Source organism: Kordia sp. E, assembly GCF_056033805.1.
Map to the genome: position 1 here is coordinate 1,825,909 of NZ_JBRASR010000002.1, position 25,061 is coordinate 1,850,969.

A 25,061-nucleotide genomic window follows, 5' to 3' on the forward strand; every position below is an offset into this window, starting at 1 on the left:
AATAACCAATGTTTAGTTGAATAATACAATTGAAGATGAAACAGTTAACGAAGGCAGAAGAAGAGATCATGCAGCTTCTATGGAAACTAGAAAAAGCAAATGTAAAAACCATCATAGAAAACTTTGAAGGTTCAAAACCTGCGTACAATACGGTTTCTACAATTGTGAGAATTTTAGAAAGCAAAGGATTTGTTGGATATGAAAAAGTCGGCAAAGGACATATTTATTTTCCATTAATGGAACAATCAGAATATAGTCATCAATCTATTTCTAAACTATTGAACGGTTATTTTGAAGGATCTTTTAAAAGTATGGTTTCGTTTTTTATGCAAAAAAATGATATCAGTACTTCAGAGTTAGAGAGTATTCTCAAAGAAGTTGAAAAAAATAAAAAGAAATCATGATACAATATCTCATACAAGTTGTTGCGTTTCAATTATTATTTTTATTGGCGTATGATTTATTTCTAAAAAAAGAAACCTTCTTTAATTGGAACAGAGTGTACTTAATATGCTCGTCATTCATTTCGTTTGTAATACCTTTTATTAAAATTGAAAGTTTTCAAAAAGCAGTTCCACAAGAATATATAATTCTGTTACCAGAAATTGTATTAACTCCGGAAATAGCTGTAGAAGCCATAGCGCCATCGTGGAATTGGTACCTTATTATAGGAATTACAGTTAGTAGTTTACTGTTTATATACAAAATAGTGCAATTGATTCGATTAAAGTTAAAAGGAATCATTACACATCGAGGAAGTTATAAAATCATTAAAATACCAAACAGTACGTTAGCATTTTCAATCTTTAACTATGTATTTATAGGAAATGATATCAACGAAGAAAAACTACAAGATGTTTTATCACATGAGTTGGTTCATATTCGTGAAAAGCATTCAATAGATCTACTGTATTTTGAGCTATTACGCATCTTGTGTTGGTTTAATCCGTTGGTTTATATCTATCAAAAACGAATTTCAGAATTACACGAATATATTGCCGATGCAGCAGTCGTCAAAAACAAAAATAAATCCGATTATTATGAAAAATTGTTAGCTGAAGTCTTTCAAACACAACATTTTTCGTTTACCAATCAATTCTTTAAACATTCATTAATTAAAAAGCGAATCATTATGTTAACAAAACAAAAATCTCGTCAAATTTTAAAGTTAAAGTACCTAGTCTTAGTTCCATTATTAATTGTTTCCTTATTATATACTTCTTGTGAAGATACAACTATTGTAGACACAGAAGATAATGTAGAAGCAGTAGATGAAGCAACTAAAAAAGCGCAACTTAAAGCTATAATGGAACAAGTTAGCGATATCTATAAGGAAGTAAAGCCAGGTGAAGTACTAACAAAAGAACAGTTTGCGAGGCAATCAGCATTGTATCAAAAAGCTTCAGGTTTAATAGGTAATGATGGTGAAGTTATAGTTCAAAACCAGTCTTATGAAGAGTATATAGCTGCTCGCAAAAAAAGTAAGGAAGAAGTGGCTGCTATGGACACCTTAGAAAAAGAAGCATATGATTTTAAATCTGTAGATAAAGTACCTGTTTTTCCAGGTTGTGACAGTTTTACAACACAAGAGAATATAAAAAATTGTCTTAATCAAGGTGTTCAAAGACATGTAAATCATAATTTTAATGTAGAAATGGCAACTAAACTTGGTTTAAAAGGTGTTAACAAAATCTATGCAAAGTTTATTATCAATAAAGAAGGTGTAGTTGATGAGGTTTTAGTAAGAGCACCACATCCAGATTTAGTAGTGGAAACAAAACGTGTATTGAAAACATTACCAAAATTGATTCCAGGAATGAAGAATAATGAACCTGTAAATATAAAATACATGTTACCAATCGTTTTTAAAATAAACTAATTTCACAGTATGAATAGAGTGCTAATTATATTCATCACGTTTATAATGATAAGCAAAGTCGGAGCGCAATCTTCGACTTTGTCTATTGCTGATAGTTTGTATCGTATAGGGAACTATTCAAAAGCAATAAAAGTGTATGAGAAAACAGATAACAAAGCCTACGCTACTAAGCAAATGGCAAAAGCATATAAAGCTTTAGGAAATAGTAAAAAAGCCACTGAATATTATGAACAATCATTACAAGCAGATTCATTAAATATGCTTGTGTTATATGATTATGGGAAATTATTGTTTATTACTGGAAAGCTAGAAAAGTCATTAACTATTTTTGAAAAATTAAAAGCCAAAGATACGCTCAATCCTAACTTTCATTACCAAGTTGGTTTGGCAAAAGAAGGCTTGAAATCAGAAGATTATGCTATATCATATAAAACAGCTTTTCAACTCGATTCACAGCACCAGAAAAGTATTCACAAACTAATTGTTTATCATTTACAATTAAAAGAGTTTGATGAAGTTAAAGAGATTATCAACGTTGGTTTAAAAAACAATCCAGAAGATTTAAAAGTTATTGGATTTAATGCCCAATTCTATTATGCTTTAAAGAAATATAGAAAAGCATTATATTGGTTTGAGAAGATAATCAAGCGTAAAAAAGCAACGCAATATGTATATGAGAAATCTGCTTTTGCAGCGTACAGGATTTCAAAAATTTTAAAAGCAATTGATTATTATCAAGAAGCTTTAAAACGTTCTCCAGAGAACTATTTTTATCATTCACAATTGGCAAAATTGTATTACCAAGATGGTATTATTGATAAAGCAGAATTTCATGCTTCGCAATCTATTGGAGCAAAAATGATTGATACTTCAGGCGATTATTATATTTTAGGTTTGGTGGCTTTTGATCGAAAAGATCATGCATCTGCTATGAAATTTTTTAAGATTGCATTAAAGGAAAATCCTGATTATGAAGCTGCACAATTTCAAATGGCGTTGTGTGCAGATAATTTATATGCAGACTTAAAGGAAAAGCTCAAAATGTATGAGCGTTTTTTGAAGAAGTTTCCCAATGCAAAATCCGATAAGACAAAAATTGTACGCACTCGAATTCGTGAGATTAAAGAGGAAATTCACTTAAAATCAGAATAATCGAACCAAAAATTGCTGCAAAATATCTAAAAGTCGTATTTTTCATGATATTTGCAGTAATGAAACACCTTTGGAAATATTGTCTATTGCTATTTGTATGTATTTCTTGTGAATACATCAATGGTTCTGTTGTAAAAGAAGAAACCATTGTAGCTGAAGAAAAGAAAAGTATCAATTTAGATACGGTTGATGAATTTCCATCTTTTGAAAGTTGTGATCATTTAGAAAAAGAAGCACAGAAAAACTGCTTTTTTCAAACACTTACAGATAAAATTTACGAGCGTTTATCCGTAAACGATTTAATGGTTTCCAAAACGATCCATGATACGATTCAAGTTTCTTTACAGATTGATACTTTAGGAATCATCAAGGTTGATGCGATTCAAAAAAGTGAACTTACAGTAAGTCAATTGCCAAAGTTAGACAGCTTGATTCACGCAAGTATTACGACATTGCCCAAAGCTTCTCCAGCGAATAAACGCGGAATTCCTGTAGCGACAAAATTTGTACTACCAATTATCTTAACGATTGAAGAGTGATTTTTGCTAGAAACGAATTGCTAATTTTCGTAATAATCTTAATACTTCTACATACAACCAAATAATAGTGACTAATAATCCCCAAGTGGCAAACCATTCATAAGATTTGTGAGCTTTTCCCATGTGTCGATCTATATAATCAAAATCGAGTAGTAAACTCAATGCAGCAAAAATTGCAGTAACGACATTAAAAGCAATGGCAAACCAAGAAGTACTTGATAAGAATGAAATATGAATGCCGAAAAAACTTAAAATAAACGCCACGATATAAATCATAAAAATTGTCGTTGTTACTGTAATTACGACACTTTTAAACTTCTGTGTAACTTTTATAATTTTTGTGATAAATAGGAGTAGCATTGTTATAAATGTTACTAAGGTAATTATGACAGCTTGTATTGGTAAATTTGGATAACTGGCGTGCATATAGGCGCTAAACCCGCCAACAAATAATCCTTTTGCTAATGCATATATAATGGTGAGCCAAATAACCCATTTACGACGCACAGAGATTAAAATACTACATACAATAGCAACAATAATTCCGCCAGTTGTATACCATGTAATATTGACACCGTCAAAATGTAGTTTCCAAGTAATAGCGGCAGTTGCACAGACAAGCAGTAAGCAAAATACAGATTTTAATACAATACCACCAAGTGTCATTTTCCTTTGTGCTCGTTTCGTTCCGGAAGCATTCCAGAAATAGCCTGTAAAAGCAGGATTTGAAGTTGATAACCCGAATAGACTCATGTGTTGATTTTTGTTAAAAATAATAAAAAAATGCAGTAATGGCTTTCAATCCGAAAAAATATTTGTAAATTTACGCATACTTATAGGTAAAAATACTAAATATGGAAGCATTAACCCTAACTAGTTATATAGATAACAGAAATGATTCTCCGCAAAATAAGCTAAAAATCATACATGCTACACGTACAGGAGTTACGCGTTCGCAATTAAAAAAATTTAGCATGCGAGTCGCATTACCCTTAACAAAGATATCAGAAATAGTTCCTGCATCCTATTCTACATTATCTAAAAAAAACAGTTACGACAAAGAAGTTAGCGAACGACTGTTTGAAATTGCAGAAGTATACTCAAAAGGGTTTGAAGTTTTTGGTGATGAAAAAAAATTCACACGATGGCTCAATAAAAAAAGTAAAGTTTTAGGAAGTCAAACTCCATTTTCACTACTTGATACAAGTTACGGTGTAAAATTAGTTATTGACGAAATTAGACGTATTGATTACGGAATTTTTGCTTAATGGTAGTATACAGAATAGACCGTGCAAAGCGTAAAAACGAGTTGCTTTCAGGAGTTGGTGCAGAAAAAATTGGTGGTCGATGGAATGAAATCGGAACGCGCGCTATATATACTTCACAACATATTTCCCTTTCTTATTTAGAAGTCGTAATGCATTTAGACATTACAGAAGACTTACCAAGTGATCGAATTTTAGTTCATATAGAAATCCCTGAAGATCTTACTATTTATGAGCTCAAAAAATTACCCAAAAATTGGAATACTTTTCCATACAACAGCAAAACACAAGAAATTTTCACCAAGTTTGTTGACGATAATAAATATGCTGTTTTAAAAGTTCCGTCTGCAATAGTTCGGGATGAATTTAACTATATACTCAATCCAAGACATATTGATTTCCATAAAATTAAAGTAGTGAAGGTTCAAAAATTCACCTTTGATTCACGTTTATATCATGATGTGTAATATTCCGTTACCGATTGTATGGATATTCATTAATCCAATGAAATCCTCTGTTCATTAATTTATATTTCTTTAAATCATATTGTTTTGCTAACAAATGGAATGATAGTTTTCCAAGTAATATCATCATAAAAGGTTGTAACGTCTGATAAAAAGTCAAAGGTGTCTAATGGAAAAGGTAAAATAAATAGTAAGCAATAGACAAAGAAAAATCTAAATCCAATTTTTTTAAGAAGTGTCCAGGTAGTGGTGGTTTCCATTTGGTAATTTTCATTGGTTATAGCTTAAAAGTAGCATGTTTTTTTGAAAGAAGTAATGCTAAATGCTAGTTTTTGAGTTTTTTAACGTCTTTGAAATTACATTTTAAACTTTCTATTTTTCCAAGTATAGGATTTGAATAATGATTTTAAGAATACAAATACAGTGAAAAACGGATATAAAATTGTGCTAATTATGAAATGTAGAAAGTGAAATTTTTGTTCAGTAAATTTGAAAGTTTGAAACAGTAAAATACCATCAACAATAAATTTTGAAAATAATGCAAATACAATCAAATGTCTAGAAACATTTGTGAAAAATAGTAAAAAAGGGAGTGTGCAAAATAGTATATTCATTAACATTACAACAACTCCAATAAATTTTCCTCGCACCAAACTATAATTTGCACTTTTGGAAGCCCAACGCACACGTTGTGCAATTAATTCTTGAAATGAGTTTACAGGAAAAGTAGTAATGATCGCATCTTTTGATTTTAAATATTGAACTCTATTTGGCCATTTTTTGATAAACTTTTCAAGTAAAAAAACATCGTCACCGCTTGCGATAGTATCATTTCCTGCAAATCCTTGTACTTCTAAAAAGGCTTCTTTTTGGTACGCCAAATTAGCGCCATTGCACATAAAAGGAATTTGCAAACCGTAACTTCCAATAGTCGCTCCTTGTAAACTTAAAAAATCGAGTAATTGAAAATATTCAAAAAATGATGATGTATTTGTATACGTTACTGGAGCAGCAATCATTCTTGGGCGTTTTAAGAAAATCTCCTGATTAAATAGTTGTAACCAATTTGATGGAAACATACAATCTGCATCTGTTGTAATAATCCAATTGCTTTTAATTTGCCTGATAGCTGTTCGAATTGCATCTTTTTTAGGCGAATTTGAAACGCGTTTATTATTTAAAATTGAAATCTGAATTTCTGGATGTTGCTCATTAAATTTTTGAATAACGTCACTTGAATCATCTTCTGAGTCATCATCAATAAACCAAAAAGTAACCTTTGTTGTCGGATAGTGTAATTGTGTAATTGAAGTTAGTAATGCTGGTAAGCGCTCACTTTCATTTCTAAAAGGAATAATCACAGAAAAATCCACTACCGGATTTATATGCTGTTGTGTAATTGTTGGTTGTTTCCAAAAACCAAACACAAAACCAATAATCATAACAATGTACACAGCAATAATGCAACACAAAAGAATATCTATCATATTGATATTGCATTATCTTCTGAAAATGAAGGATTAAAATTTAATACAAAGTAGCTTCCAATAGTACTTGGAATTACAAAATTCAAAACCCACATTGAGGCAACAACACTCAAAATCTGTAATTCTGTAATTTGTAAGTAACCAAACAGCCAAACAGCAACACTTCCTTTTACAATAACATCAAAAATAAAAAGCATTGGAATAATTGAAGTAATCAAATACATGGCTGTAATTGCACTCATTGCAGTTATATACGATGTTTCAGCACCAAAAAGATGTAATAAAAAGTAAAATTGATGTGAAAAAATTAAATATCTACCAATAGAAAAAACTAGATTTTTTAAGTGAATATTACGTGAAATACTTCGAATGAAATTTTTCAAGCTTCCCCACGAATATCCTTTTATTTGTAAATGTTTCTGTCTTGTGCCTAAGAAAAAAAATAAACCAAACATTCCGAAGAAAATACTCATTCGGGCAATCTTATACCAAGGCAGTTCAATATGAAATTGAGCTACAAAAAAAGAAAATCCAAATACACCAAAAAGTAATGTAGTACAAAGTTGTGCTGAGTTTCCAAGAAAATTTAAACCTACAACATGTTTCCGTTTCGATTTTTTAAAATATAAAGCTTTAGCGCCATATTCACCAACTCTATTAGGTGTGAACAAAGACGTGGTAAGGCTACCTAATGACTGTGCAGTACTTTCCCAAATAGAAATTCGTTTTATATGAGAAACGAGTGTTTTCCATTTTAAAATTTCTAAAAACCAATTGCAAAATGTTGCTAAAAAAAGTATCAATATAACAGATGGATTAATAAGGTTTGATGCTTTCAATTGCATGACAAATGTATCAAAATCTAATTGTTCGTTATGAATCAACTTGTTATATATAAAATAAGCTGCTCCAATAACTATGGCGAGTTTTATGACCAAAGCAAAGAATTGCTTAGATTTGTGAGATACCGTAGTGCGCATGCTGCAAAGAAAAGCATTTCGTTACATAAATTTACATAATCATTAACTTTTACTGAGCGAAACTGAATGCAGGGTAAAACTAGTAAATTTGTAGGAAAAATAATTAGTTTTTAAAAAAATATTCTAAAAAAAGTAATTGAAGGAAGAAAAAATCATATTAGGAATTGATCCAGGAACCACAATTATGGGGTTTGGATTGATAAAAGTAGTAGGGAAGAACATGCAGTTTTTACAACTCAATGAACTTCAATTACAAAAATACAGCGATCATTATTTAAAGTTAAAATTAATCTTTGAACGAACAATTGAGTTAATTGATACATATCATCCAGATGAAATTGCGATTGAGGCACCTTTCTTTGGAAAAAATGTACAATCAATGCTAAAACTAGGTCGTGCGCAAGGAGTTGCGATGGCTGCAGGTTTATCGCGAGAGGTTTCTATAACGGAATATGCTCCGAAAAAAATAAAAATGGCAATTACTGGAAATGGAAATGCAAGTAAAGAGCAAGTTGCCAAAATGCTACAAAGCTTATTAGGACTAAAAACACTTCCTAAAAACTTAGACTCTATGGACGGTTTGGCTGCGGCTGTTTGTCATTTCTACAATCAAGGAAGAGTAGAAGTTGGAAAAAGCTATTCAGGTTGGGCAAGTTTTGTAAAGCAAAATGAAAAAAGAGTGAAAAAGTAGATTGAAATTTTAACAATTATTAAATGATTTCGTTAGATTCGCTTTTAACATTAACCAAAATATATGAGTCACCAATTAGAATTCTGTAAAAAATGTGTAAATAAATCCTTTTCTTCTTCTCAAGGAATTGTATGTGGATTAACGAGTGAAAAACCAACATTTCTCTCTACATGTCCTGATTTTGTAAAAGATGTAAAAGAAGAACGAAAAATAGCGGAGCGACAAGCAGCAGTAGCAGAAAGTGACTATGTAGATGAAAGCGGAAAATCAGTTCCTGGTTGGCGTATCGCATTAAGTGTTATCATCTTTATAGTTGCCATAATCCGTATTGCGGTGCGTTGCTCAAATAACTAACGTATATGTAATGTTTAAAACGACTTCGCTTCATACCTGTAAAAATTGCGATGTTCCAATTGATGGAAATTATTGCACACTATGTGGACAGAAGTCAACGGTTTCAAAAATTACCATTAAAGAAACGTTTCAGGAAATTATAAATATGTTTTTTTCTGTAGATGCACCTTTAATACTCACATTAAAATATTTATGTATAAATCCAGGGAAACTATTTAGAGAATTTATTCAAGGAAAACGAAAAAAGTACTATAAACCAGTTCCGTTTTTTATACTCATGACAGTTTTGTATGTTGTAATGAGTACGCTATTAGATTCAGATGCTATAAAAAGTGAAATGCTAAAAAGTGTTTCGGAAAGCACCGAAAAGTTATCGTATAAAGCAGGTGAATTTATGTTCAGTAATATCACAAACTTTCTATTCTTATTTGTGTTTTCTCTTGGTCTTTCATTGAAGCTTTTTTTTAGGAAGCGCTACTCTTTAGCAGAATATTTTACAATTGCTTTTTACTTAATAGGAATGTATACCTTACTAGTAACCTGTTTTATGTACTTTATAAATAAATTGCCCCTAAACTTGCGTTCGATTCCATTACTAATCATGTTGATTTATTTCATCTATGCGATTCTTTCACTTTATCAGAAAGCATATATAAAGACTTTTTTTAAAGGTGTTTTTGCGTATATGTTTGCTGTATTTATGTTCATGCTTTGTAGTTTTGGATTATCAGTATTAATTGTATCTTTTTAATGTAAAATGGCAGGGATTTATATACACATACCATTTTGTAAGCAAGCATGTCATTACTGTGACTTTCACTTTTCAACGTCATTGGCAAAGAAAGACACAATGCTTGAAGCAATTCAGAAAGAATTACAACTTCGTAAAAATGAATTGAAAAATACTTCCTTAGAAACCATTTATTTTGGTGGTGGAACACCGAGTTTGTTGTCATTAGCTGAATTAAACAAAATTTTAGAGGTTGTTCAGAAAAACTATACTGTTGTTGAAACCCCTGAAATTACGCTAGAAGCAAACCCAGATGATTTATCTGAAGAAAAAATAAAAGAATTAGCAGCATCTCCAATCAATCGATTAAGTATCGGAATTCAATCGTTTTTCCAAAATGATTTACAGCTTATGAATCGTGCACATAAAGCGGATGAAGCCAAAAAATGCTTAGAAATTGCCACACAATATTTTGACAATATCACCATTGATCTTATTTACGGTGTGCCGAATATGAGTATGAAACAATGGAAAGAAAACCTTCAAATAGCATTTGACTTCGGAATTAAGCATATATCAAGTTATGCACTTACAGTAGAGCCAAAAACTGCATTAGAAAAATTTATCCGACAAGGAACGTATCCAAATATTTCTGAAGAAGAAGCATTAGCACATTTTACTGTTCTGGTAGCCGAAACAGCCAAACAAGGATTTGTACATTATGAAATTTCTAACTTCGGAAAGCCGAATCATTTCTCAAAACATAACACTTCGTATTGGAAAGGCGCAACATACATTGGAGTTGGTCCAAGCGCACATTCTTTTAACAAAACAACACGAAGTTGGAATGTAGCTAACAATGCAATCTACATCAAAAACATACAACAAGAAAAATTACCATTAACCAAAGAAACACTTTCGTTAGATGATCAATATAACGAATACATCATGACAGGTTTGCGAACGATTTGGGGAATTTCGATATCCTACATTCAAAAAGAATTTGGAGAAGCTTACAAATTGCATACGCTAAAATGTGCAACGGAACATGTGCAACAACAAACAATAACACAAGATTCAGACATCATAAAAACCACGCAAAAAGGAAAATTTTTATGTGATGGAATTGCTGCAGATTTTTTTAAGGTATAATCTAACTTTTTAACGTAATTTTGGAAGAGAAACCAAAGCCTGTAAAAATGATCTGTACCATACAACGTAAAACAACAAAGCATCAAGTTGATTTATCAAAACCCTTAGATATTTCAATTCCGCTACATGCTTCAAAAGACAATGTAAATGCTTGGTATGTGGACGAACCTAAAATTTTTCCTGTACGAACAGATGAATGGGTTGGAAGCGTAAAAGAAGGTGGCGATGTGAACTTTAACAACATTCATTTCAATCCACACGCGCATGGTACACATACAGAATGTGTTGGTCATATTACAGAAGAAATACATTCAATAAATAAACACTTAAAAACATTTTTCTTCTATGCTGAGGTAATTACTGTAGTTCCTGAGAAGCATGGTGAAGACTTTATTATTTCTAAAAAGCAATTGCAATTTGCCATTGGAAATAAAAAACGTGAAGCAATAATTATTAGAACACTTCCAAACTTTACGGACAAAAACAGTATGCAATATTCGAATACAAATCCACCGTATTTATTAGAAGATGCAGCAATATATCTACGAGAAAAAGGAATTGATCATTTATTGATTGACCTTCCAAGTATTGATAAAGAGAAAGATGGAGGAGAATTATTAGCACACAATGCTTTTTGGAATACAAATGGAAACATTCGATTCAATGCAACTATTACAGAATTTATTTATGTTGCAAATAGTATTGATGATGGAGCGTATTACTTAAACTTACAAATTGCACCTTTTGAAAATGATGCATCTCCAAGTAAACCAATCTTATACAAGATTGAAAAGTAATTACTTGCCTTTCAAGTTCTTTTGAATTTCTAGACTTATTTGTTCTAGTGTTGGAAAATTTTCAAGCTTATCACTAAACTCCTTAAACTGTTGTTCTACGATACGCTTTATTTTATTTTCGATAATTTCATCAATAGAATTACCATAATCAGGAAGTGGTTCGTCTGTTATTTTCTTTGGATCAATAACCATATCTCCTTCACCTGTAACTAACCAAAGTGGACTTAAATCAGGATATTTTTCAATAATTCTTTCCAAAACATCACTTCCTACAGAAGCTTTAGTTTTAGCTTGTTTACTAGTATAACCATTACCTACGCCAATTGAATTATCAAATGCGCGCATGCTCAGATTTTTATGTTTTATGAATTTTACAATTCGATCTATTATTTTCATAATGTAGAAATTAGGTCATAAAAAAATCTATTTTTATAGAAAATAAGATTTGATATATGCTATAAGTTATATTAACTGACAGTAAAACAGCACAAATATAACAATTTATAAATATACATAATTCGTTTAGATATATACTAAAGCTATAAGTTTTATACTGTAGTTGCAGTATTCTGTATGTTAACTAGAGAAGTTTTGAGAATGAAAATCAGCTTATTTCCCTTTTAAATTTTTCTGAATTTCTCTGCTAATTTGATCAAGTGTTGGGAAGTTTTCGAGTTTATCACTAAATTCTTTAAGTTGTTCGCGAACGATACGTTTAATTTTGTTTTCTAAAATTTCATCAATAGATGTTCCGTATTTTGGAAGTGGTTCTTCAGACGTATTAATATTAAGAATCATGTCTCCTTTTCCTGAAATTAACCAAAGTGGATTTAAGTCTGGATACACATCGATTATTCTCTCCAAAACATCGCTGCCTACAGAAGCGCCTGATTTTGATTGCTTACTTGTGTATCCATTTCCCACGCCTATAGAGATATCGAACGCACGCATGCTCAAGTTTTTATGTCGAATAAAGAGGATAATTCTGTCGATTATTTTCATTATAATTAGAAATTATGCTACAAAATGTTTTATTTTATAGAAAATAGTTTGTAATATTATACTGTCAGCTGCATATTTCGTCATTAAATCAACAGCAAAGCAACAATCAGTAAATATATGCATTAATTCATGAACTCGAAATGATCCATAAAGAACAAAGAAGAAAACTCAAAGAAATTTTGGGATATCACTATACAGAAGGTGTATTAAAAATCTTAAAAGAAAAGAAAATTACAAGCAGAAGTGGAAAACCCTATGGATCTTCTATGATTCGGAATGTGTTTAATGGACTCAATGAAAATGAAGACATTGAAAATGCAATTATAGTACTATTCATTCGCACACAAGAAGAAGAAAAAGAAACTGTAGAAGAACGAAATAGAATACTCGGTATTTAATTCATCAACTGGTATTTTAATACAAAATATAGCCCTTTCTTACGATTGCATAAAATTAGTGTAAATTTGTTTCTCAATAACTAAGGTATGGTTATTGTAAATGCTAGCATTGTATGGATATATTTTTAGCACTATTGCTTGGAGGCGTTGTCTCGTATTTTGTTTATAATTACTTAGGGAAAAAACAAACTGAAAAATTGACAACACGTCAATCGCACTTATTATTAGATAAAATAAAAAGTGTTTGTAAGCTTACAACTGTAGAAGGTGACTTTAGTGAAATTTATCACTATGAAGATAAGTCAGAACACTTTCTAAAATTGATTTCTAGTAAAAAACGAGCGCTTGTTGTCATCAAAGCACGAGCCAGTGTTGGTTATGATTTAAAGAAACTACGTTTGAAAGCAGACAAAGAAAAAAAACAAGTTCGAATTCTTCATTTTCCACAACCTGAAATTTTAACGGTAGAAACAGACTTTACTTATTACGACAAAAAAGATGGTTTATTGAATAAATTTGGAGCAGAAGATTTAACAACATTAAACAAAGAAGCAAAGCAACATATTGTTGATAAAGTTCCACAAAGTGGATTGCTTCAAACGGCCAAAAAAGAAGCATTAGATGCAATACTTATCATTGAAAAAATAGTAGAAACGATTGGATGGGAATTAGATTATTCTGAATTGGAACTTCCTGATGACGATCTCTCTTATTTAAAAACACACTAACTCAAAATTATACTGTTAAAATCACGTATATTTTATGTTGATTTAAAGTTGAGATAACTAATACTTAAAGAATCTCGTTGTATATTTGCTGAAAATTCTAAAGAATAGAAAAGATGACTATAGTTGATAAAGTAGTTTACTATCTAAATGATGTTCTTGTAAGTTTGGATATTGCGCCAATTCAAAAGGTTGAAGCAACATCAAAAAAAGAAAACACTCCTACAGAAACAGATTCAATATCTAAATAATTTCTTCATATTACCGTTTTCAAAGGTTTTTTATATCTTGTATACAAATCAATTGTATGAATATTGAATTACTTCGTGATTACTGTATTTCAAAACCTGCTGTTACAGAACACTTCCCATTTGATCAAGATACATTAGTATTTAAAGTCCTTGGAAAAATGTTTGCATTAACCTCATTAAAAAAATGGGAGCAAGGATTGGCTGCTGTAAATCTAAAATGTGATCCTGAAAAATCAATAGAACTTCGTGAAACATACGAAAGCATCATACCAGGATTTCATATGAGTAAAAAACATTGGAATACGATAGAATTATTCCAAAACGAACTTTCTAATGAATTTGTACAGCAATTAATTGATCATTCGTATGAGTTAGTAATCAAAGGCATGACAAAAAAGCAACAAGCCGAATTGAAAAATTATTAATTCATCAAAAGGAAAGATTTTAGAAATTAAACCAAATTGTGAACATTGTAACAAAGATTTACCTTTTGATGCTACTAACGTATTTATTTGTACATTTGAATGTACATATTGTGAAGAATGCGTGATGACAATTTTGAAGAACACATGTCCAAATTGTGGCGGAAATTTTACCAAACGTCCAATTCGACCAAAACGATTGTTAGCCAAATATTCGCCAAGTTTAAAACGTATTCATAATCCTACAGATTTAGTGAGACATTATGAGAACGTCACTAAAAACAAGACGTAATCGACGAAAAACACATAATTTCCAAAACCATTAGTCTAACTAAAAACGTCATTCAACCTATCTAGAATCTAGTTTAATCGAAAGTTGTTTTCATTCTAACATATAAACAAGAAATTTACGTTGTGATTGGAGATATAACATTAACGCCAATGGTAGAAAATCTTTCGTTTTTATTTATCGAGGATGATGAGATTGAAGTGATGAAGTTTAAAAGATCTTTAAAAAAGCTCGGTTTTAAACATCGTATACTTGAAGCTAAAAATGGAGAAGAAGCACTTGCTGTTTTGAAAAAAAAGGAAGAGCTTCCAAACGTCATTTTGCTCGATTTAAACATGCCAAAAATGAATGGACTTGAATTCTTAAAAGAACTCAAGCAGGACGAACATTTGCGTTATATTCCAGCAATTATTGTAACAACTTCTAACAATCATAAAGATATGTTGGAAAGTTACAAACTAGGAATTGCAGGTTACATCATTAAGCCATTACGATACGAAGATTACATTGTTAAAATTCAACGTGTTATCGATTATTGGATGGTGAATGAGGTAATTACTTTTTAAATCACACTTCTTTTCTAACAGATTATAACTACTACATGCTTTACAACAAAAGTGTGCAACTTGTCGGTTAATTAGGTCAAACGTCTGATAATTATACGGAATTTAGTATATTCAACGCGAAATACGAATCAATTATAGATTTGCGTTTAATGAAAGACCCAATCCAAACCCTAAAACTAGCACTTCAAAACGAAAAAAAAGCGCGCGAAAAGGCTGAAGCAATATTGCTAAACCGTACAGGCGAACTTTTAGAAGTTAAAGAAGCATTGAAGAAAAAAACGATCGAATTTGATGGTGTTTTTCAAAACATTCTCGACTCTTTTATCTTGATGGATATTATGGGAAATGTCATTAAAATGAATGAAGCAGCTGTGAAACTTTTTGGTTATGATATCAAAAAAGAAGAACTCAATGTTTTAAATATTATTTATAAGAAGGACTTTGAATATGCAATGAATTCTTTTGCAAAACTTATAGAAGATGGTTCTTTTGAAAATTACGAAGCCAGAATTTACACAAAACAGAAAGAAATAAAATGGGTTCAAATTAATTCGAGCCTTATATATAATGAAGAAGGCCGCATCATTGCAGCACAAGGAATTGTACGCGACATTACACAGGCAAAACTCAGCACGACCATATTTGATGAACAACAAGAGCAATTAGCTGCGATTGTTGACAATTCGTTAGCTGGAATTGTACTAGCTGAAGATCGAAAAATCATTAAAACGAACAAAGCATTTCAAAAATTCACACAATATACTGAAGAAGAATTGTTTGATGTTTCTGTGGAAGATTTATCATATCAGGAAGCACATGAAGAATCTAGAATGTATTACGATCAAATGATTACGGGTGAAATAGACCGTTATGATCTTACTGAAAAATACAAACGCAAAGACGGAACTTCTTTTTTGTCAAAAACAAATGTTACTGCAATCAGAGATGCTTCAGGAAGTATAAAATATCAATTAGCATTTGTGCAAGATATTACCGAAAAGCACAAAAGACGTTTAATGTTGAATACGCTCAATAACTTAACACGTTCATTTATTGGAAAACTAAACATACACGATATTGCATGGGAAATAGCAAATGTAATTGCACGTGATTTAGAGTTTGAAGATTGTGTTGTATATCTTGTAAATAAAGAAAATAAAGTACTAGAGCAAATTGCTGGTTATGGAGCTAAAGTTGATGAAAATAAAGAAATCATCAATAAAATATTTATACCATTTGGAAAAGGAATGGTTGGGTATGTTGCAGAAAGTGGAAAAGCAGAACTCATTCATGATACCAGTAAAGATGAACGATATGTTGTAGATGACAAAAGACGATATTCTGAAATTACAGTACCAATACTTGTAGATGGGGAAGTAATTGGAGTTATTGATTCTGAAAATTCTGCAAAAAAATTCTTCACCAAACAACACTTGCGTTTACTAAAAAATGTTGCCGATTTAGTGTCAATTCAACTTACAAATACGGCGAACTTAGAACGTACTATTGAAGCTGAAAGTCAAAATAAAGAATTACTTGAAACTCTAAAGAAAAGTAACAAAGAACTTCAAGATTTTGCTCATATTGTTTCACATGATTTAAAATCACCTTTGCGAAGTATAAATGCATTAATATCTTGGTTTCAAGAAGATTATGAAGAAGTACTGGATGATAATGCTAGCGAAACTTTTGATAAACTCAACAATAAATTAGAACAAATGGATTCACTTATTGATGGTATATTGCGGTATTCTACCATAAGTGATAAAAATGTTATTTCTACAAAAGATGTAGTTGTAAAAGAAGTTTTAGAAGAGATTGAAACTATCTTATATATTCCGGATCATATTAAATTTATATATCCAGATACATTACCTACGATACAAGCTGACAAAACAAGAATCAAACAATTATTTCAAAACTTAATCAGTAATGCAGTTAATTATGTTGATAAAGAAGAAGGTAGAATAGAGGTGAAATTTGAAGAGCAAAAAAAATATTGGAAGTTTTCGGTAGCTGATAATGGAGTAGGTATTGCTGAAAATTATCATGATAAAATATTCAAAATATTCCAAACACTTGATGAAAAAGGAAAATCAACAGGAATTGGTTTATCTATCGTAAAAAAAATTATAGAACTCTACAACGGAGAAATTTACTTAGAATCAGAAGAGCAAAAAGGAACCACATTCTTTTTTACAATAAAGAAATAATATGCAATTAGATATTCCAAACTTATCATATATACAGATGCTTTCCGATGGTGATGAAGAATTTGAAGCAAGCATGATTGCAATCTTAAAAAAAGAGCTTCCAACAGAAAAAGAGGCTTTTGTTCAAAGCATAGATCGTAAAAACTATCAAAATTCCGCTGAACTTGTGCATAAGATTAAACATAAAATTAGTATTTTGGGACTTGAAAAAAGCTATGGGTTTGCTGTTTCGTTTGAAGAAGCATTAAAAAAAGATGATTCAAGTGGGTATGATACCTTCATGAAAATTTTGCAAAACATGGAAGAATTTTTAACCAAAATTTAAGCCTACCTACTTATGAAGTGTATAATTGTTGATGATGAAGCAACAGCAAGAGCAATTACTAGACAGCTCTGTAAAAAGATAGAAGAACTTGTTATTGAAGAAGAATTTGATAATGCAATTGATGCTATTAAATACTTAAATTCTGAAACGGTTGACCTTATCTTTTTAGATATACATATGCCTACATTTTCTGGATTTGATTTTATTCAAACCTTAAAAGATCCACCACAAATTATATTAACAACATCTGATAAAAACTTTGCATTGGACGCTTTTGAGTACGATTGTGTAGTTGATTATTTAGTAAAGCCAATTACGCCAGAACGCTTTATAAAAGCGGTTGATCGTATGAAAGATAGAGCTGTTTCAAAACCTGAAGAGCCAATACTTTCAGCTTCTGATGATGCGGCAAGTGTTGGAAATGACTTATATGTAAACATTGATCGTCGTTTGGTAAAAATAAATATTCCAGATATCTGTGTTATAGAAGCCAAAGGTGATTACATCAAAATTAAAGCAGAAGACAAAAACTATATTGTACATTCTACACTTAAAAAAATAGAAGAAAAACTTCCAAATACTTTATTCCTAAAAGTACATCGCTCCTATATAATTAATACTACAAAAATTGTAGATATTGAAGATAATAGTGTATTGATAAAGCAAGATGTAATTCCTGTTAGTAGAGCAAATAAAAAAGAGCTTATGCAACGTTTGAACCTTTTGTAGTTTAGAACAACTTATCGGGCGATAATGTCTATCTAACTAACTTTCAGAACATTTAACGTCAGTAATTTCGATTATTTGCAATATTTTTCTTATTTTTTCCATTCCCAAAAATAGCCTATTGTAAAAATGAGATGGAAAGGAGATAAAAAATATAAAGAAGTCATCACTGAAGATGGCTATCATTTAAAAGCAGAATATATCCAAGACAGCAAATATTGGTGGATCGTTTACAAAAACGGTGAAATGCTTTTTCATGCAGTTTCTGAAAGCGAATTTGCCAAAAGTTTACAAATTGCGCAAGCAAAAGCTCAGCAGCGAATGATTCGACATTTAAAAAGTATGACTATATAATTGTTTTAAAATTGTTTCTTCTGTAAATTGAAAAAAGCATCTGCTTGTAATTTCATCAATTCACGTGCTTTATTTCGTTTGTGTGTGTACAACTCATCTTCCTCCGCAATATCAGTATATACTTTATTGTTTAAAGCCATATCGGTTTGTAGCAACGTCTTTCTTTGATGCACTTTCTGATCTACCCAAATTTTTACAGCATCTTCAGCATCTTGCAGTTTCAAATCATACTCGCCTTTTGAGGTAAATAGTTTTGCGAAAATCGGTGACGTTTCTACCGCTAGGAATAATAAGAAGATAAAAAAGGAAGGAAGCCAAGGCAGTTCTCCTAAAGCATTTACACGTGCCATTAATCCGTCAAAACCGTCAATAATAGGCTGCGTAGTGGCTTCTTGTTCTTTTTGTAATACAATCAAATCAGCAACAGCTAACTCTTTTGCCGCAAGCTTGTCATTTGTTTCTGTACGTAACGTTTGGAGTTCTTGTAAAGCAGCATCATGTTTTTCTCTTTTCTCTTTATAAACAGGACCTTTTCCGAGTAATTCAGTTCCTTTGCGTCCTTCTGCCTCTGCAATATAAGTGTCATACAAGTCGTTTACTTCTTTTTCTTTGGAAACAACATTGTTTTTTAACTGTGTAATCTCACCTTTAATTTCTTCAATTTCAGGTGTAAATTGTTGTGCTATTTGTGTTTTATTGGCAAGTGTGAGTTCATTCTTCTGCTCCAATAAAACTTGATTGATTTCTTTTTCAAATATTTTTAATTCCAATGGTTTGGAAATAACAATGGCAATAATCACTGCTAAAATAATTCGTGGTGTTGCTTGTAGAATTTCATCAAATTTATTTTCTCGTTTTCGAAGTGTAGATACAATAAAACGATCTAAATTAAAGATCAATAATCCCCAGACAAGTCCAAATCCAACAGCGGCAAACGGATTATCAAAAACAGTGTATAAAGCATAACTGCTTGCAATAAAAGCCATTAATGCAGTAAAAAATACGGTAGCGCCAATTCCGGCATATTTAGTTTGTTCGCCATCGCTACAGTCACGTACCAAGTTGAGGTCTACGCCCGAACAAACGAGGAAAAATTGTTTTAACATAAGAAAGTCTTTTGAATGATGATACTATAAGAACGCTAGATTTGTGTAAATGTTACAAAAAAAACGTCTTATTTTATTGAAAATCAATTTTGAGTAGCCTGTTTAGACATACTCAATATTGTAAGTTGAATTAATCCTGTTGGAAAGTTAGTAGAAAGATGAATTTTTTCATGATAAAGCTTGTCGTTCGATGCTTTAAAAATAGGTAAAAAGAAAAGTTCTTATGTTAGATTTATATTTAAAATCGTACATAAGAACTTTTTCTAAATGAATTGATCGGAATATATTATGATTCTGAAAGTTTTACAAAAGCACTCGTTTTTTCAGTTTCATATTGTGAGTATACATGCAAGCTTTTATTCTTTCGAACCATGCGCAATGCTTCTCTATAGGTAATTCGTTTTTCATTAAAATAAAATACAGCATTATGTCTATTCATTACTTTTACATGTGCTACGATGTTGCCTGCATTTATCGTTGGAAATGATCTTGTATTTTTACTATAATCTGGAACGTGCTTTACGCCAACTAAGCCAGAAGATTTAGTCTTTTTATCAGCTTTTCCAGTTTCTGTTTTCTTTTTTGGTGGCGGTGGTGGCAAAACCTTTCCGTTTTTATCTACAGGTTGCCCATAACGATTGTAAATTTGTTTATATCCATCCTTGATGTTATAATAGTACGTTTCGCCATTGATATCTAGATAACCTGCTTTTCTAGTTTCTTCAGCTACTTCAACGACTTCAACTGCTTCAGTTTTCTCAGCCACTTCTGGTGCATTCTTTACTTTTTTTGGTGGCATGGGCGGCGGTGGCGGTGGAGGCGGCAAAACTTTTCCGTTTTCATCAACCAATTGACTTTTCTCATTATAAATATACTTCACGCCATTTTTTATGATGTAGTAGTGTTTTTGACCATTAATAGTCATGTTCATTACTTTTTGCCCTTTAATGTTTTGATGCATTCTACCGATTGTTTCACCTTCTTCTTTTGTTGATGGTTTAGGTGCTTTTACTCCTATAACAACAGGTTTTTTTGGCGCAGGAGCTTTATGGCCTTTTACTACAATTCCTTTAACCGTTGGTTTCTTTGGGGCAGGAGCTTTATGACCTTTTACGTCCACTTCTATAACTGTTGGAACTTTAGGAGCTGGCGGTGGAGGCGGCGGAATATCACCCGAACTCATAAGGTTAACGTTGTAAATTTTAAATTTTCTTAATGCTTTCTTTGCATTAGCAATTGGAGTTTCTAACTGATCTTTTACATATCCATCATAAATAATTAATCCAGATCTTGCTCTTTTATGTAAAATTTTATCAAGTTCAATCTTTATAAATTTATCTAACTCGTTCAGATCACATACATGATCATAATTCACAAGGAACTTACCATTTTTATTAATCAGAATTATAATGTCTTTTTTACCTTGATTACTTTTTTCTTTTTCTGGTACAGGTAAATTAATCTCATTAGGACCATTATCTTCATTTACATAATTTACAGGTAATGCGTTCGCTTCCGCAAGTGCTTCTTTTGCTGTTAAAACTTTCGGTGTTATAGCACCTACTTTTTTTCCATGTTTTCCTTTTTTGAGATGTATTACAGCACCTTTAGGTAATGGACTTGCTATATCTTTCTTTAATTCTTCAAAACCAGCAGCTGTGTATAAATGCATTTGGTGCGATTGTGGAAAACGTTTACTTCTAGCATTTTTATAAACAAAACCTCCCATATAATGTACAATGTCGTAATTTGAAATTTTAGTATTATCAATTACTTTTCCATCAACCCAAACGGCAAATTCTTTTTTGTTCTTCCAATCGTTTAAAAGTGTTGAAGTTGGACGATTTGCCAACGGTGTTTTTGGAACTGGCAATAACCTTGCTTTTTCTTCGTCTGAAAGTTCAGCATACGTTTTAGTTACTTTAACGCCTTTTTCATTTTCCAGAACAAACGTAGTATTTTTATAATAAGTTGCTTTTCCGTTTGGCGGAATAGTACTTTGTGAATCTGTTGTTTCAACAAATTCAGCAGTCATTTCTTGGGCAACTACTTTTGTGCTAAACAAAAATAGTGCGCCGATAAATATAGGAATTGTAAGCGAGGCAAAAAGCCATGTACGAATTCGTGATGTATGTTTTGTCATCATTTGTAGTCTTTTTTTAGTTACAGAAAAATTTAAATTACTGGCTAAGTATAAGTTGTGATTCCAACTCGCATTATCAAGCAATAATTGTTGATAGGTTGGAACTTGTATGTTTGATTTTATTACAGCATCATCAGCTAAAAATTCATGATTGAGCTGAATCGCTTTTTTGTAATAGATAAGTAACGGATTGAACCAAAATACAATTTGAATCAATTCAATTAAAATAATATCTAGTGTATGTTTTTGATTTACATGCGCGAGTTCATGTGTATACAATTCTTCAGCAATAGTTGAAGTATCATACGCTTCTTTTTCAATAAATATGTAGTGTAAAAATGTATGTGGTAACGTATTTTCCTTTAGTAAAACCAACGATGCTCTTTTATAAAATGCTTTTGCGTTTCGTGTAATTTTATAGAAAATTTGATAAATATTATTCATAAAACGAAGAAAGAATACCAAATACCCAATCACATACAAGCCAATTGTTATGTATATCCAACTAGGAATACCTGTAGTTGTTTGCGTAGTTTCTTCTGCGAAAGGAATTGCTTCCGTAAGATTAGAATCTTCAAAATTGATCACAGGTGTATTTTCAACAACAGGTATTTCGGCAGGTATTTCCATCGTAATAAATGGAACTACTAGCGCAAAACACAATCCAAAAAGCAAATAATATCTATTGAATTTGTACATGCGTTCGCGTTCTAAAAGTACTTTGTATACAAATAGTATCAACGCTAAACATAATCCTGATTTTATGATATATATAATCATTTGTTGTTGTCTTTTAGTTGTTGATCGATAACTTTTCGTAATTCTTTTAATTCATCATCGGATAAATTCGTTTCTTTCGTAAAGAAAGAAGCAAACTGCGATGCTGAATCGTTAAAGAAATTTTTGATCAATCCATTTAAATGATTAGAGAAATAATCTGCTTTTTCAATTAATGGAAAGTATTCTCTCGATTTTCCAAACGTTGCATATGAAACATATCCTTTATCTGTCATACGTTTCAATAAAGTAGCAATCGTTGTTGTTGCAGGTTTAGGTTCATTATATTGTTCCAAAATATCCTTCATAAATGCTTTTTCAAGCTTCCATAAATGCTGCATCAACTGTTCTTCTGTTTTAGATAATTTCATCCGTTACGAGTCTTATTGTTATTTTTCTAGCATAATTTTTATCATTACTATAATTGGTCGACATCAACATAGTAAGAATACACATTACACAAGAATGTATTGTAATATTACTCTACAAATGTAGAATATAAAATTTAATTCTACAAATGTAGAGGTAAAATAATTCTTGAAATCGTATTGAAGCTGCTAAATCGTATAATTTTGAGTGTAGGTATAAGTGTAATAGCATTTATATGAAAAAAACGCCTAATTTTCATGAGTTGTATAGTTTTTGTATAGGTGGAAAAAACGTTTTTTTAGACGTTTACATGTAAATTTGAAGAAAATCAGCTTACATGAAAAACCATTACTATAAAATTTTTGTAATATTTTTATTTCTTTCAGAATTTGCTTTTTCACAGCAATTGCCAATTGACTTCTCATATGGTTCACACAATTTTAATGTTTGGGGCGGAAGCACATTTGCTAGAATACCTTCTCCAACGGATTCAGGGAATCAAGTAGGGCAGTTTTTTCGTTCTAACTCTTCAATGGAACAAGGACATTATATTGATTTAAACGAAACGATTGATTTAGATGTTGAAGATGAAATTACATTACAATTTTATGCATTCGATCCAAATTCACATACAATTACAATAAAGTTAGAAAATGGTACAAATCCAGATATTGAAGTAGGCGTAACTACAGCCTCACAAAATAATTGGACTGAATTAACTTTTGATTTTTCTACTGTGAGTGGAAGCGGTCAATATAATAGATTAACGGTTAGAATTGACGATGGTAGTAGTGTGCCAGGAACTTTTTTAATCGATGATATTAATGATGGTTCTATACCTGTAGATCCTAACGTATTAGATGTTATATATACAGATTTAGTTTGGTCTGATGATTTCAATGAAAGTGGTCCTGTAAATTCAACCAAATGGTATCATCAAACACAATTGCCTACTGGCGGAAATGGAAGTTGGTTTAATGGAGAACAACAACACTATACAAATCGCATAGAAAATTCGTTTGTGGGAAATGGGTTTTTAAATATTGTAGCGATTAAAGAATCGTTTACCGATCAAGGAGAAACAAAGCAATATACTTCTGCACGATTAAATTCAAAATTTGCATTCACGTACGGAAGAGTAGATGTAAGAGCTAAATTACCAAGTGGCGATGGAACTTGGCCAGCAATTTGGACGTTGGGTAAAAATATTAATGAAGATGGCGCGTATTGGGATAATGAAGGTTTTGGAACAGCTACTTGGCCTGCATGTGGAGAAATTGATATTATGGAACATGGACTTGGTGCTGTAAATCATGCATCAAGTGCTATACATACACCTTCTAGCTCTGGAAATACAGTAAACACAAGTTCACAAGTGCTTTCGGATGTAGCAAATAATTTTCATGTATATTCAGTAAACTGGTCGCCAAATCAAATTACATTTTTAGTTGATGGAGTAGGTTTCTATACATACAATCCGGCTGTTAAAGATGCGAGTACATGGCCGTTTGATTTAGAACAATATTTGATACTGAATATAGCTATGGGAGGCATTGCAGGAACTATAGATCCTAATTTTACGGAAAGCCCTATGATTATTGATTATGTTAGAGTATATCAAAATGTTTTAAGTACTGAAGAATTTGAAGATAATAGCTTTAAAATATATCCTAATCCTACTTCAGGAAATGTTTTTATTAATTCAAAAATTTCTATTGATACAATAGAAATATATGATACTATCGGTAAATTAGTAATGCGTACAACTACTACTGAAAATGTAATTGATGTTTCAAACTTAAAAGCAGGATTGTATGTATTGAAAGCTTATGCTGGAGAGAACTCAGTCGTTAAAAAGCTGATAATAGAATAATATAGTTAGATAGGCTTGAATACTTTTATGAA

The 25,061-nt window shown here is 31.2% G+C and carries 30 protein-coding genes; 22 read left to right on the forward strand and 8 right to left on the reverse strand.

The window, feature by feature from the left end:
* Positions 1-35: 35 nt before the first annotated feature.
* Genes ACUUYC_RS11180 through ACUUYC_RS11195 form a run of 4 tightly spaced genes read left to right on the forward strand, consistent with a single transcriptional unit; the run spans position 36 to position 3,570 of the window.
* On the forward strand, positions 36-404 hold the full coding sequence (locus tag ACUUYC_RS11180; protein WP_474265901.1) for a BlaI/MecI/CopY family transcriptional regulator: 369 nt from the start codon (positions 36-38) through the stop codon (positions 402-404).
* Positions 401-1,879: a M56 family metallopeptidase gene (locus ACUUYC_RS11185; RefSeq protein ID WP_474265903.1), complete on the forward strand. Its 1,479-nt coding sequence runs from the start codon at positions 401-403 to the stop codon at positions 1,877-1,879. The genes ACUUYC_RS11180 and ACUUYC_RS11185 overlap by 4 nt, the downstream gene beginning before the upstream one ends.
* 45 nt (positions 1,880-1,924) lie before the next feature.
* Positions 1,925-3,031 carry a tetratricopeptide repeat protein gene (locus ACUUYC_RS11190; protein ID WP_474265905.1) on the forward strand — a complete coding sequence of 369 codons (1,107 nt, stop codon included), beginning with the start codon at positions 1,925-1,927 and terminating at the stop codon, positions 3,029-3,031.
* Between the two features lie 44 nt (positions 3,032-3,075).
* Positions 3,076-3,570 carry a hypothetical protein gene (locus tag ACUUYC_RS11195; protein ID WP_474265907.1) on the forward strand — a complete coding sequence of 165 codons (495 nt, stop codon included), beginning with the start codon at positions 3,076-3,078 and terminating at the stop codon, positions 3,568-3,570.
* 6 nt (positions 3,571-3,576) lie between these two features.
* Here the strand turns inward: ACUUYC_RS11195 and ACUUYC_RS11200 are convergent, their stop codons facing one another.
* Positions 3,577-4,323 carry a Bax inhibitor-1/YccA family protein gene (locus tag ACUUYC_RS11200; protein ID WP_474265909.1) on the reverse strand — a complete coding sequence of 249 codons (747 nt, stop codon included), beginning with the start codon at positions 4,321-4,323 and terminating at the stop codon, positions 3,577-3,579.
* Positions 4,324-4,424: 101 nt separating this feature from the next.
* Between ACUUYC_RS11200 and parS the strand changes: the two genes are divergently transcribed.
* Complete coding sequence (gene parS / locus ACUUYC_RS11205) at positions 4,425-4,838, forward strand: type II RES/Xre toxin-antitoxin system antitoxin (protein ID WP_474265911.1); 414 nt, start codon at positions 4,425-4,427, stop codon at positions 4,836-4,838.
* On the forward strand, positions 4,838-5,302 hold the full coding sequence (locus tag ACUUYC_RS11210) for an RES family NAD+ phosphorylase (RefSeq protein ID WP_474265913.1): 465 nt from the start codon (positions 4,838-4,840) through the stop codon (positions 5,300-5,302). Before parS ends, ACUUYC_RS11210 begins: the two co-directional genes overlap by 1 nt.
* A gap of 353 nt (positions 5,303-5,655) precedes the next feature.
* Here ACUUYC_RS11210 and ACUUYC_RS11215 read toward each other — a convergent pair whose 3' ends face one another.
* Positions 5,656-6,786, reverse strand: a complete 1,131-nt coding sequence (locus ACUUYC_RS11215) for a glycosyltransferase family 2 protein (RefSeq protein ID WP_474265915.1) — start codon at positions 6,784-6,786, stop codon at positions 5,656-5,658.
* Positions 6,783-7,724 carry a lysylphosphatidylglycerol synthase domain-containing protein gene (locus ACUUYC_RS11220; RefSeq protein WP_474265917.1) on the reverse strand — a complete coding sequence of 314 codons (942 nt, stop codon included), beginning with the start codon at positions 7,722-7,724 and terminating at the stop codon, positions 6,783-6,785. The genes ACUUYC_RS11215 and ACUUYC_RS11220 overlap by 4 nt, the downstream gene beginning before the upstream one ends.
* 178 nt (positions 7,725-7,902) lie before the next feature.
* On the opposite strand from ACUUYC_RS11220, the gene ruvC reads away from it, so the two are divergent.
* From ruvC to ACUUYC_RS11245, 5 genes are all read left to right on the forward strand, one after another.
* On the forward strand, positions 7,903-8,457 hold the full coding sequence (gene ruvC, locus ACUUYC_RS11225) for a crossover junction endodeoxyribonuclease RuvC (protein ID WP_474265919.1): 555 nt from the start codon (positions 7,903-7,905) through the stop codon (positions 8,455-8,457).
* 63 nt (positions 8,458-8,520) lie between these two features.
* Positions 8,521-8,811, forward strand: a complete 291-nt coding sequence (locus ACUUYC_RS11230; RefSeq protein WP_474265921.1) for a hypothetical protein — start codon at positions 8,521-8,523, stop codon at positions 8,809-8,811.
* 10 nt (positions 8,812-8,821) lie between these two features.
* Complete coding sequence (locus ACUUYC_RS11235) at positions 8,822-9,562, forward strand: DUF3667 domain-containing protein (protein WP_474265923.1); 741 nt, start codon at positions 8,822-8,824, stop codon at positions 9,560-9,562.
* A 6-nt stretch (positions 9,563-9,568) separates the two neighbouring features.
* Complete coding sequence (gene hemW, locus ACUUYC_RS11240) at positions 9,569-10,693, forward strand: radical SAM family heme chaperone HemW (protein ID WP_474265925.1); 1,125 nt, start codon at positions 9,569-9,571, stop codon at positions 10,691-10,693.
* Between the two features lie 47 nt (positions 10,694-10,740).
* A complete protein-coding gene (locus tag ACUUYC_RS11245; protein ID WP_474265927.1) occupies positions 10,741-11,490 on the forward strand; it encodes a cyclase family protein in 750 nt (249 codons plus the stop codon).
* On the opposite strand, the gene ACUUYC_RS11250 is transcribed toward ACUUYC_RS11245, so the two are convergent.
* Both ACUUYC_RS11250 and ACUUYC_RS11255 read right to left on the reverse strand, forming a co-directional pair.
* Positions 11,491-11,835 (reverse strand): hypothetical protein, encoded by a 345-nt coding sequence (locus ACUUYC_RS11250; protein WP_474265928.1) that lies wholly within the window; start codon positions 11,833-11,835, stop codon positions 11,491-11,493.
* Positions 11,836-12,099: 264 nt separating this feature from the next.
* Positions 12,100-12,441, reverse strand: coding sequence for a hypothetical protein (locus tag ACUUYC_RS11255; protein ID WP_474265929.1), 342 nt, complete (start codon positions 12,439-12,441; stop codon positions 12,100-12,102).
* Between the two features lie 191 nt (positions 12,442-12,632).
* Between ACUUYC_RS11255 and ACUUYC_RS11260 the strand changes: the two genes are divergently transcribed.
* The 10 genes from ACUUYC_RS11260 to ACUUYC_RS11305 all read left to right on the forward strand — a co-directional run bounded on the left by ACUUYC_RS11260 (position 12,633) and on the right by ACUUYC_RS11305 (position 18,761).
* Positions 12,633-12,890 (forward strand): hypothetical protein, encoded by a 258-nt coding sequence (locus ACUUYC_RS11260; RefSeq protein ID WP_474265930.1) that lies wholly within the window; start codon positions 12,633-12,635, stop codon positions 12,888-12,890.
* 113 nt (positions 12,891-13,003) lie between these two features.
* Positions 13,004-13,618 (forward strand): DUF4230 domain-containing protein, encoded by a 615-nt coding sequence (locus ACUUYC_RS11265; protein WP_474265932.1) that lies wholly within the window; start codon positions 13,004-13,006, stop codon positions 13,616-13,618.
* Positions 13,619-13,731: 113 nt separating this feature from the next.
* A complete protein-coding gene (locus ACUUYC_RS11270; protein ID WP_474265934.1) occupies positions 13,732-13,866 on the forward strand; it encodes a hypothetical protein in 135 nt (44 codons plus the stop codon).
* Between the two features lie 56 nt (positions 13,867-13,922).
* Complete coding sequence (locus ACUUYC_RS11275; protein ID WP_474265935.1) at positions 13,923-14,291, forward strand: MmcQ/YjbR family DNA-binding protein; 369 nt, start codon at positions 13,923-13,925, stop codon at positions 14,289-14,291.
* Positions 14,292-14,316: 25 nt separating this feature from the next.
* The gene (locus ACUUYC_RS11280; RefSeq protein WP_474266376.1) at positions 14,317-14,580 is read left to right on the forward strand and encodes a DUF1272 domain-containing protein; all 264 of its coding nucleotides are present in this window, start codon (positions 14,317-14,319) and stop codon (positions 14,578-14,580) included.
* Between the two features lie 149 nt (positions 14,581-14,729).
* Entirely contained in the window at positions 14,730-15,143 is a 414-nt protein-coding gene (locus ACUUYC_RS11285) for a response regulator (RefSeq protein WP_474266377.1), read from the forward strand.
* Positions 15,144-15,292: 149 nt separating this feature from the next.
* Positions 15,293-17,356, forward strand: a complete 2,064-nt coding sequence (locus ACUUYC_RS11290; RefSeq protein ID WP_474265936.1) for a PAS domain-containing sensor histidine kinase — start codon at positions 15,293-15,295, stop codon at positions 17,354-17,356.
* A 1-nt stretch (position 17,357) separates the two neighbouring features.
* The gene (locus ACUUYC_RS11295; protein ID WP_474265937.1) at positions 17,358-17,681 is read left to right on the forward strand and encodes an Hpt domain-containing protein; all 324 of its coding nucleotides are present in this window, start codon (positions 17,358-17,360) and stop codon (positions 17,679-17,681) included.
* 12 nt (positions 17,682-17,693) lie between these two features.
* Positions 17,694-18,410, forward strand: a complete 717-nt coding sequence (locus tag ACUUYC_RS11300) for a LytR/AlgR family response regulator transcription factor (protein WP_474265938.1) — start codon at positions 17,694-17,696, stop codon at positions 18,408-18,410.
* A gap of 126 nt (positions 18,411-18,536) precedes the next feature.
* Entirely contained in the window at positions 18,537-18,761 is a 225-nt protein-coding gene (locus ACUUYC_RS11305) for a hypothetical protein (protein WP_474265939.1), read from the forward strand.
* A gap of 5 nt (positions 18,762-18,766) precedes the next feature.
* Here ACUUYC_RS11305 and ACUUYC_RS11310 read toward each other — a convergent pair whose 3' ends face one another.
* From ACUUYC_RS11310 to ACUUYC_RS11320, 3 genes are all read right to left on the reverse strand, one after another.
* The gene (locus ACUUYC_RS11310; RefSeq protein ID WP_474265940.1) at positions 18,767-19,867 is read right to left on the reverse strand and encodes a DUF4407 domain-containing protein; all 1,101 of its coding nucleotides are present in this window, start codon (positions 19,865-19,867) and stop codon (positions 18,767-18,769) included.
* Between the two features lie 286 nt (positions 19,868-20,153).
* On the reverse strand, positions 20,154-22,790 hold the full coding sequence (locus tag ACUUYC_RS11315; protein ID WP_474265941.1) for a M56 family metallopeptidase: 2,637 nt from the start codon (positions 22,788-22,790) through the stop codon (positions 20,154-20,156).
* Positions 22,787-23,158, reverse strand: coding sequence for a BlaI/MecI/CopY family transcriptional regulator (locus ACUUYC_RS11320; protein ID WP_474265942.1), 372 nt, complete (start codon positions 23,156-23,158; stop codon positions 22,787-22,789). The genes ACUUYC_RS11315 and ACUUYC_RS11320 overlap by 4 nt, the downstream gene beginning before the upstream one ends.
* 335 nt (positions 23,159-23,493) lie before the next feature.
* Here ACUUYC_RS11320 and ACUUYC_RS11325 point away from each other — a divergent pair, with 335 nt between their 5' ends.
* Positions 23,494-25,029: a family 16 glycosylhydrolase gene (locus tag ACUUYC_RS11325; protein ID WP_474265943.1), complete on the forward strand. Its 1,536-nt coding sequence runs from the start codon at positions 23,494-23,496 to the stop codon at positions 25,027-25,029.
* The last annotated feature ends 32 nt before the right edge of the window (positions 25,030-25,061 follow it).

Excerpts from the sequence above, each read along its gene's own strand:
- ACUUYC_RS11180 (WP_474265901.1), top strand. The coding sequence starts at position 36 with ATGAAACAGTTAACGAAGGCAGAAGAAGAGATCATGCAGCTTCTATGG.
- ACUUYC_RS11185 (WP_474265903.1), top strand. The coding sequence starts at position 401 with ATGATACAATATCTCATACAAGTTGTTGCGTTTCAATTATTATTTTTA.
- ACUUYC_RS11190 (WP_474265905.1), top strand. The coding sequence starts at position 1,925 with ATGATAAGCAAAGTCGGAGCGCAATCTTCGACTTTGTCTATTGCTGAT.
- ACUUYC_RS11195 (WP_474265907.1), top strand. The coding sequence starts at position 3,076 with ATGATATTTGCAGTAATGAAACACCTTTGGAAATATTGTCTATTGCTA.
- ACUUYC_RS11200 (WP_474265909.1), bottom strand. The coding sequence starts at position 4,323 with ATGAGTCTATTCGGGTTATCAACTTCAAATCCTGCTTTTACAGGCTAT.
- parS (WP_474265911.1), top strand. The coding sequence starts at position 4,425 with ATGGAAGCATTAACCCTAACTAGTTATATAGATAACAGAAATGATTCT.
- ACUUYC_RS11210 (WP_474265913.1), top strand. The coding sequence starts at position 4,838 with ATGGTAGTATACAGAATAGACCGTGCAAAGCGTAAAAACGAGTTGCTT.
- ACUUYC_RS11215 (WP_474265915.1), bottom strand. The coding sequence starts at position 6,786 with ATGATAGATATTCTTTTGTGTTGCATTATTGCTGTGTACATTGTTATG.
- ACUUYC_RS11230 (WP_474265921.1), top strand. The coding sequence starts at position 8,521 with ATGAGTCACCAATTAGAATTCTGTAAAAAATGTGTAAATAAATCCTTT.
- ACUUYC_RS11235 (WP_474265923.1), top strand. The coding sequence starts at position 8,822 with ATGTTTAAAACGACTTCGCTTCATACCTGTAAAAATTGCGATGTTCCA.
- hemW (WP_474265925.1), top strand. The coding sequence starts at position 9,569 with ATGGCAGGGATTTATATACACATACCATTTTGTAAGCAAGCATGTCAT.
- ACUUYC_RS11245 (WP_474265927.1), top strand. The coding sequence starts at position 10,741 with ATGATCTGTACCATACAACGTAAAACAACAAAGCATCAAGTTGATTTA.
- ACUUYC_RS11250 (WP_474265928.1), bottom strand. The coding sequence starts at position 11,835 with ATGCGCGCATTTGATAATTCAATTGGCGTAGGTAATGGTTATACTAGT.
- ACUUYC_RS11255 (WP_474265929.1), bottom strand. The coding sequence starts at position 12,441 with ATGCGTGCGTTCGATATCTCTATAGGCGTGGGAAATGGATACACAAGT.
- ACUUYC_RS11260 (WP_474265930.1), top strand. The coding sequence starts at position 12,633 with ATGATCCATAAAGAACAAAGAAGAAAACTCAAAGAAATTTTGGGATAT.
- ACUUYC_RS11265 (WP_474265932.1), top strand. The coding sequence starts at position 13,004 with ATGGATATATTTTTAGCACTATTGCTTGGAGGCGTTGTCTCGTATTTT.
- ACUUYC_RS11270 (WP_474265934.1), top strand. The coding sequence starts at position 13,732 with ATGACTATAGTTGATAAAGTAGTTTACTATCTAAATGATGTTCTTGTA.
- ACUUYC_RS11275 (WP_474265935.1), top strand. The coding sequence starts at position 13,923 with ATGAATATTGAATTACTTCGTGATTACTGTATTTCAAAACCTGCTGTT.
- ACUUYC_RS11285 (WP_474266377.1), top strand. The coding sequence starts at position 14,730 with ATGGTAGAAAATCTTTCGTTTTTATTTATCGAGGATGATGAGATTGAA.
- ACUUYC_RS11290 (WP_474265936.1), top strand. The coding sequence starts at position 15,293 with ATGAAAGACCCAATCCAAACCCTAAAACTAGCACTTCAAAACGAAAAA.
- ACUUYC_RS11295 (WP_474265937.1), top strand. The coding sequence starts at position 17,358 with ATGCAATTAGATATTCCAAACTTATCATATATACAGATGCTTTCCGAT.
- ACUUYC_RS11300 (WP_474265938.1), top strand. The coding sequence starts at position 17,694 with ATGAAGTGTATAATTGTTGATGATGAAGCAACAGCAAGAGCAATTACT.
- ACUUYC_RS11305 (WP_474265939.1), top strand. The coding sequence starts at position 18,537 with ATGAGATGGAAAGGAGATAAAAAATATAAAGAAGTCATCACTGAAGAT.
- ACUUYC_RS11310 (WP_474265940.1), bottom strand. The coding sequence starts at position 19,867 with ATGTTAAAACAATTTTTCCTCGTTTGTTCGGGCGTAGACCTCAACTTG.
- ACUUYC_RS11315 (WP_474265941.1), bottom strand. The coding sequence starts at position 22,790 with ATGATTATATATATCATAAAATCAGGATTATGTTTAGCGTTGATACTA.
- ACUUYC_RS11320 (WP_474265942.1), bottom strand. The coding sequence starts at position 23,158 with ATGAAATTATCTAAAACAGAAGAACAGTTGATGCAGCATTTATGGAAG.
- ACUUYC_RS11325 (WP_474265943.1), top strand. The coding sequence starts at position 23,494 with ATGAAAAACCATTACTATAAAATTTTTGTAATATTTTTATTTCTTTCA.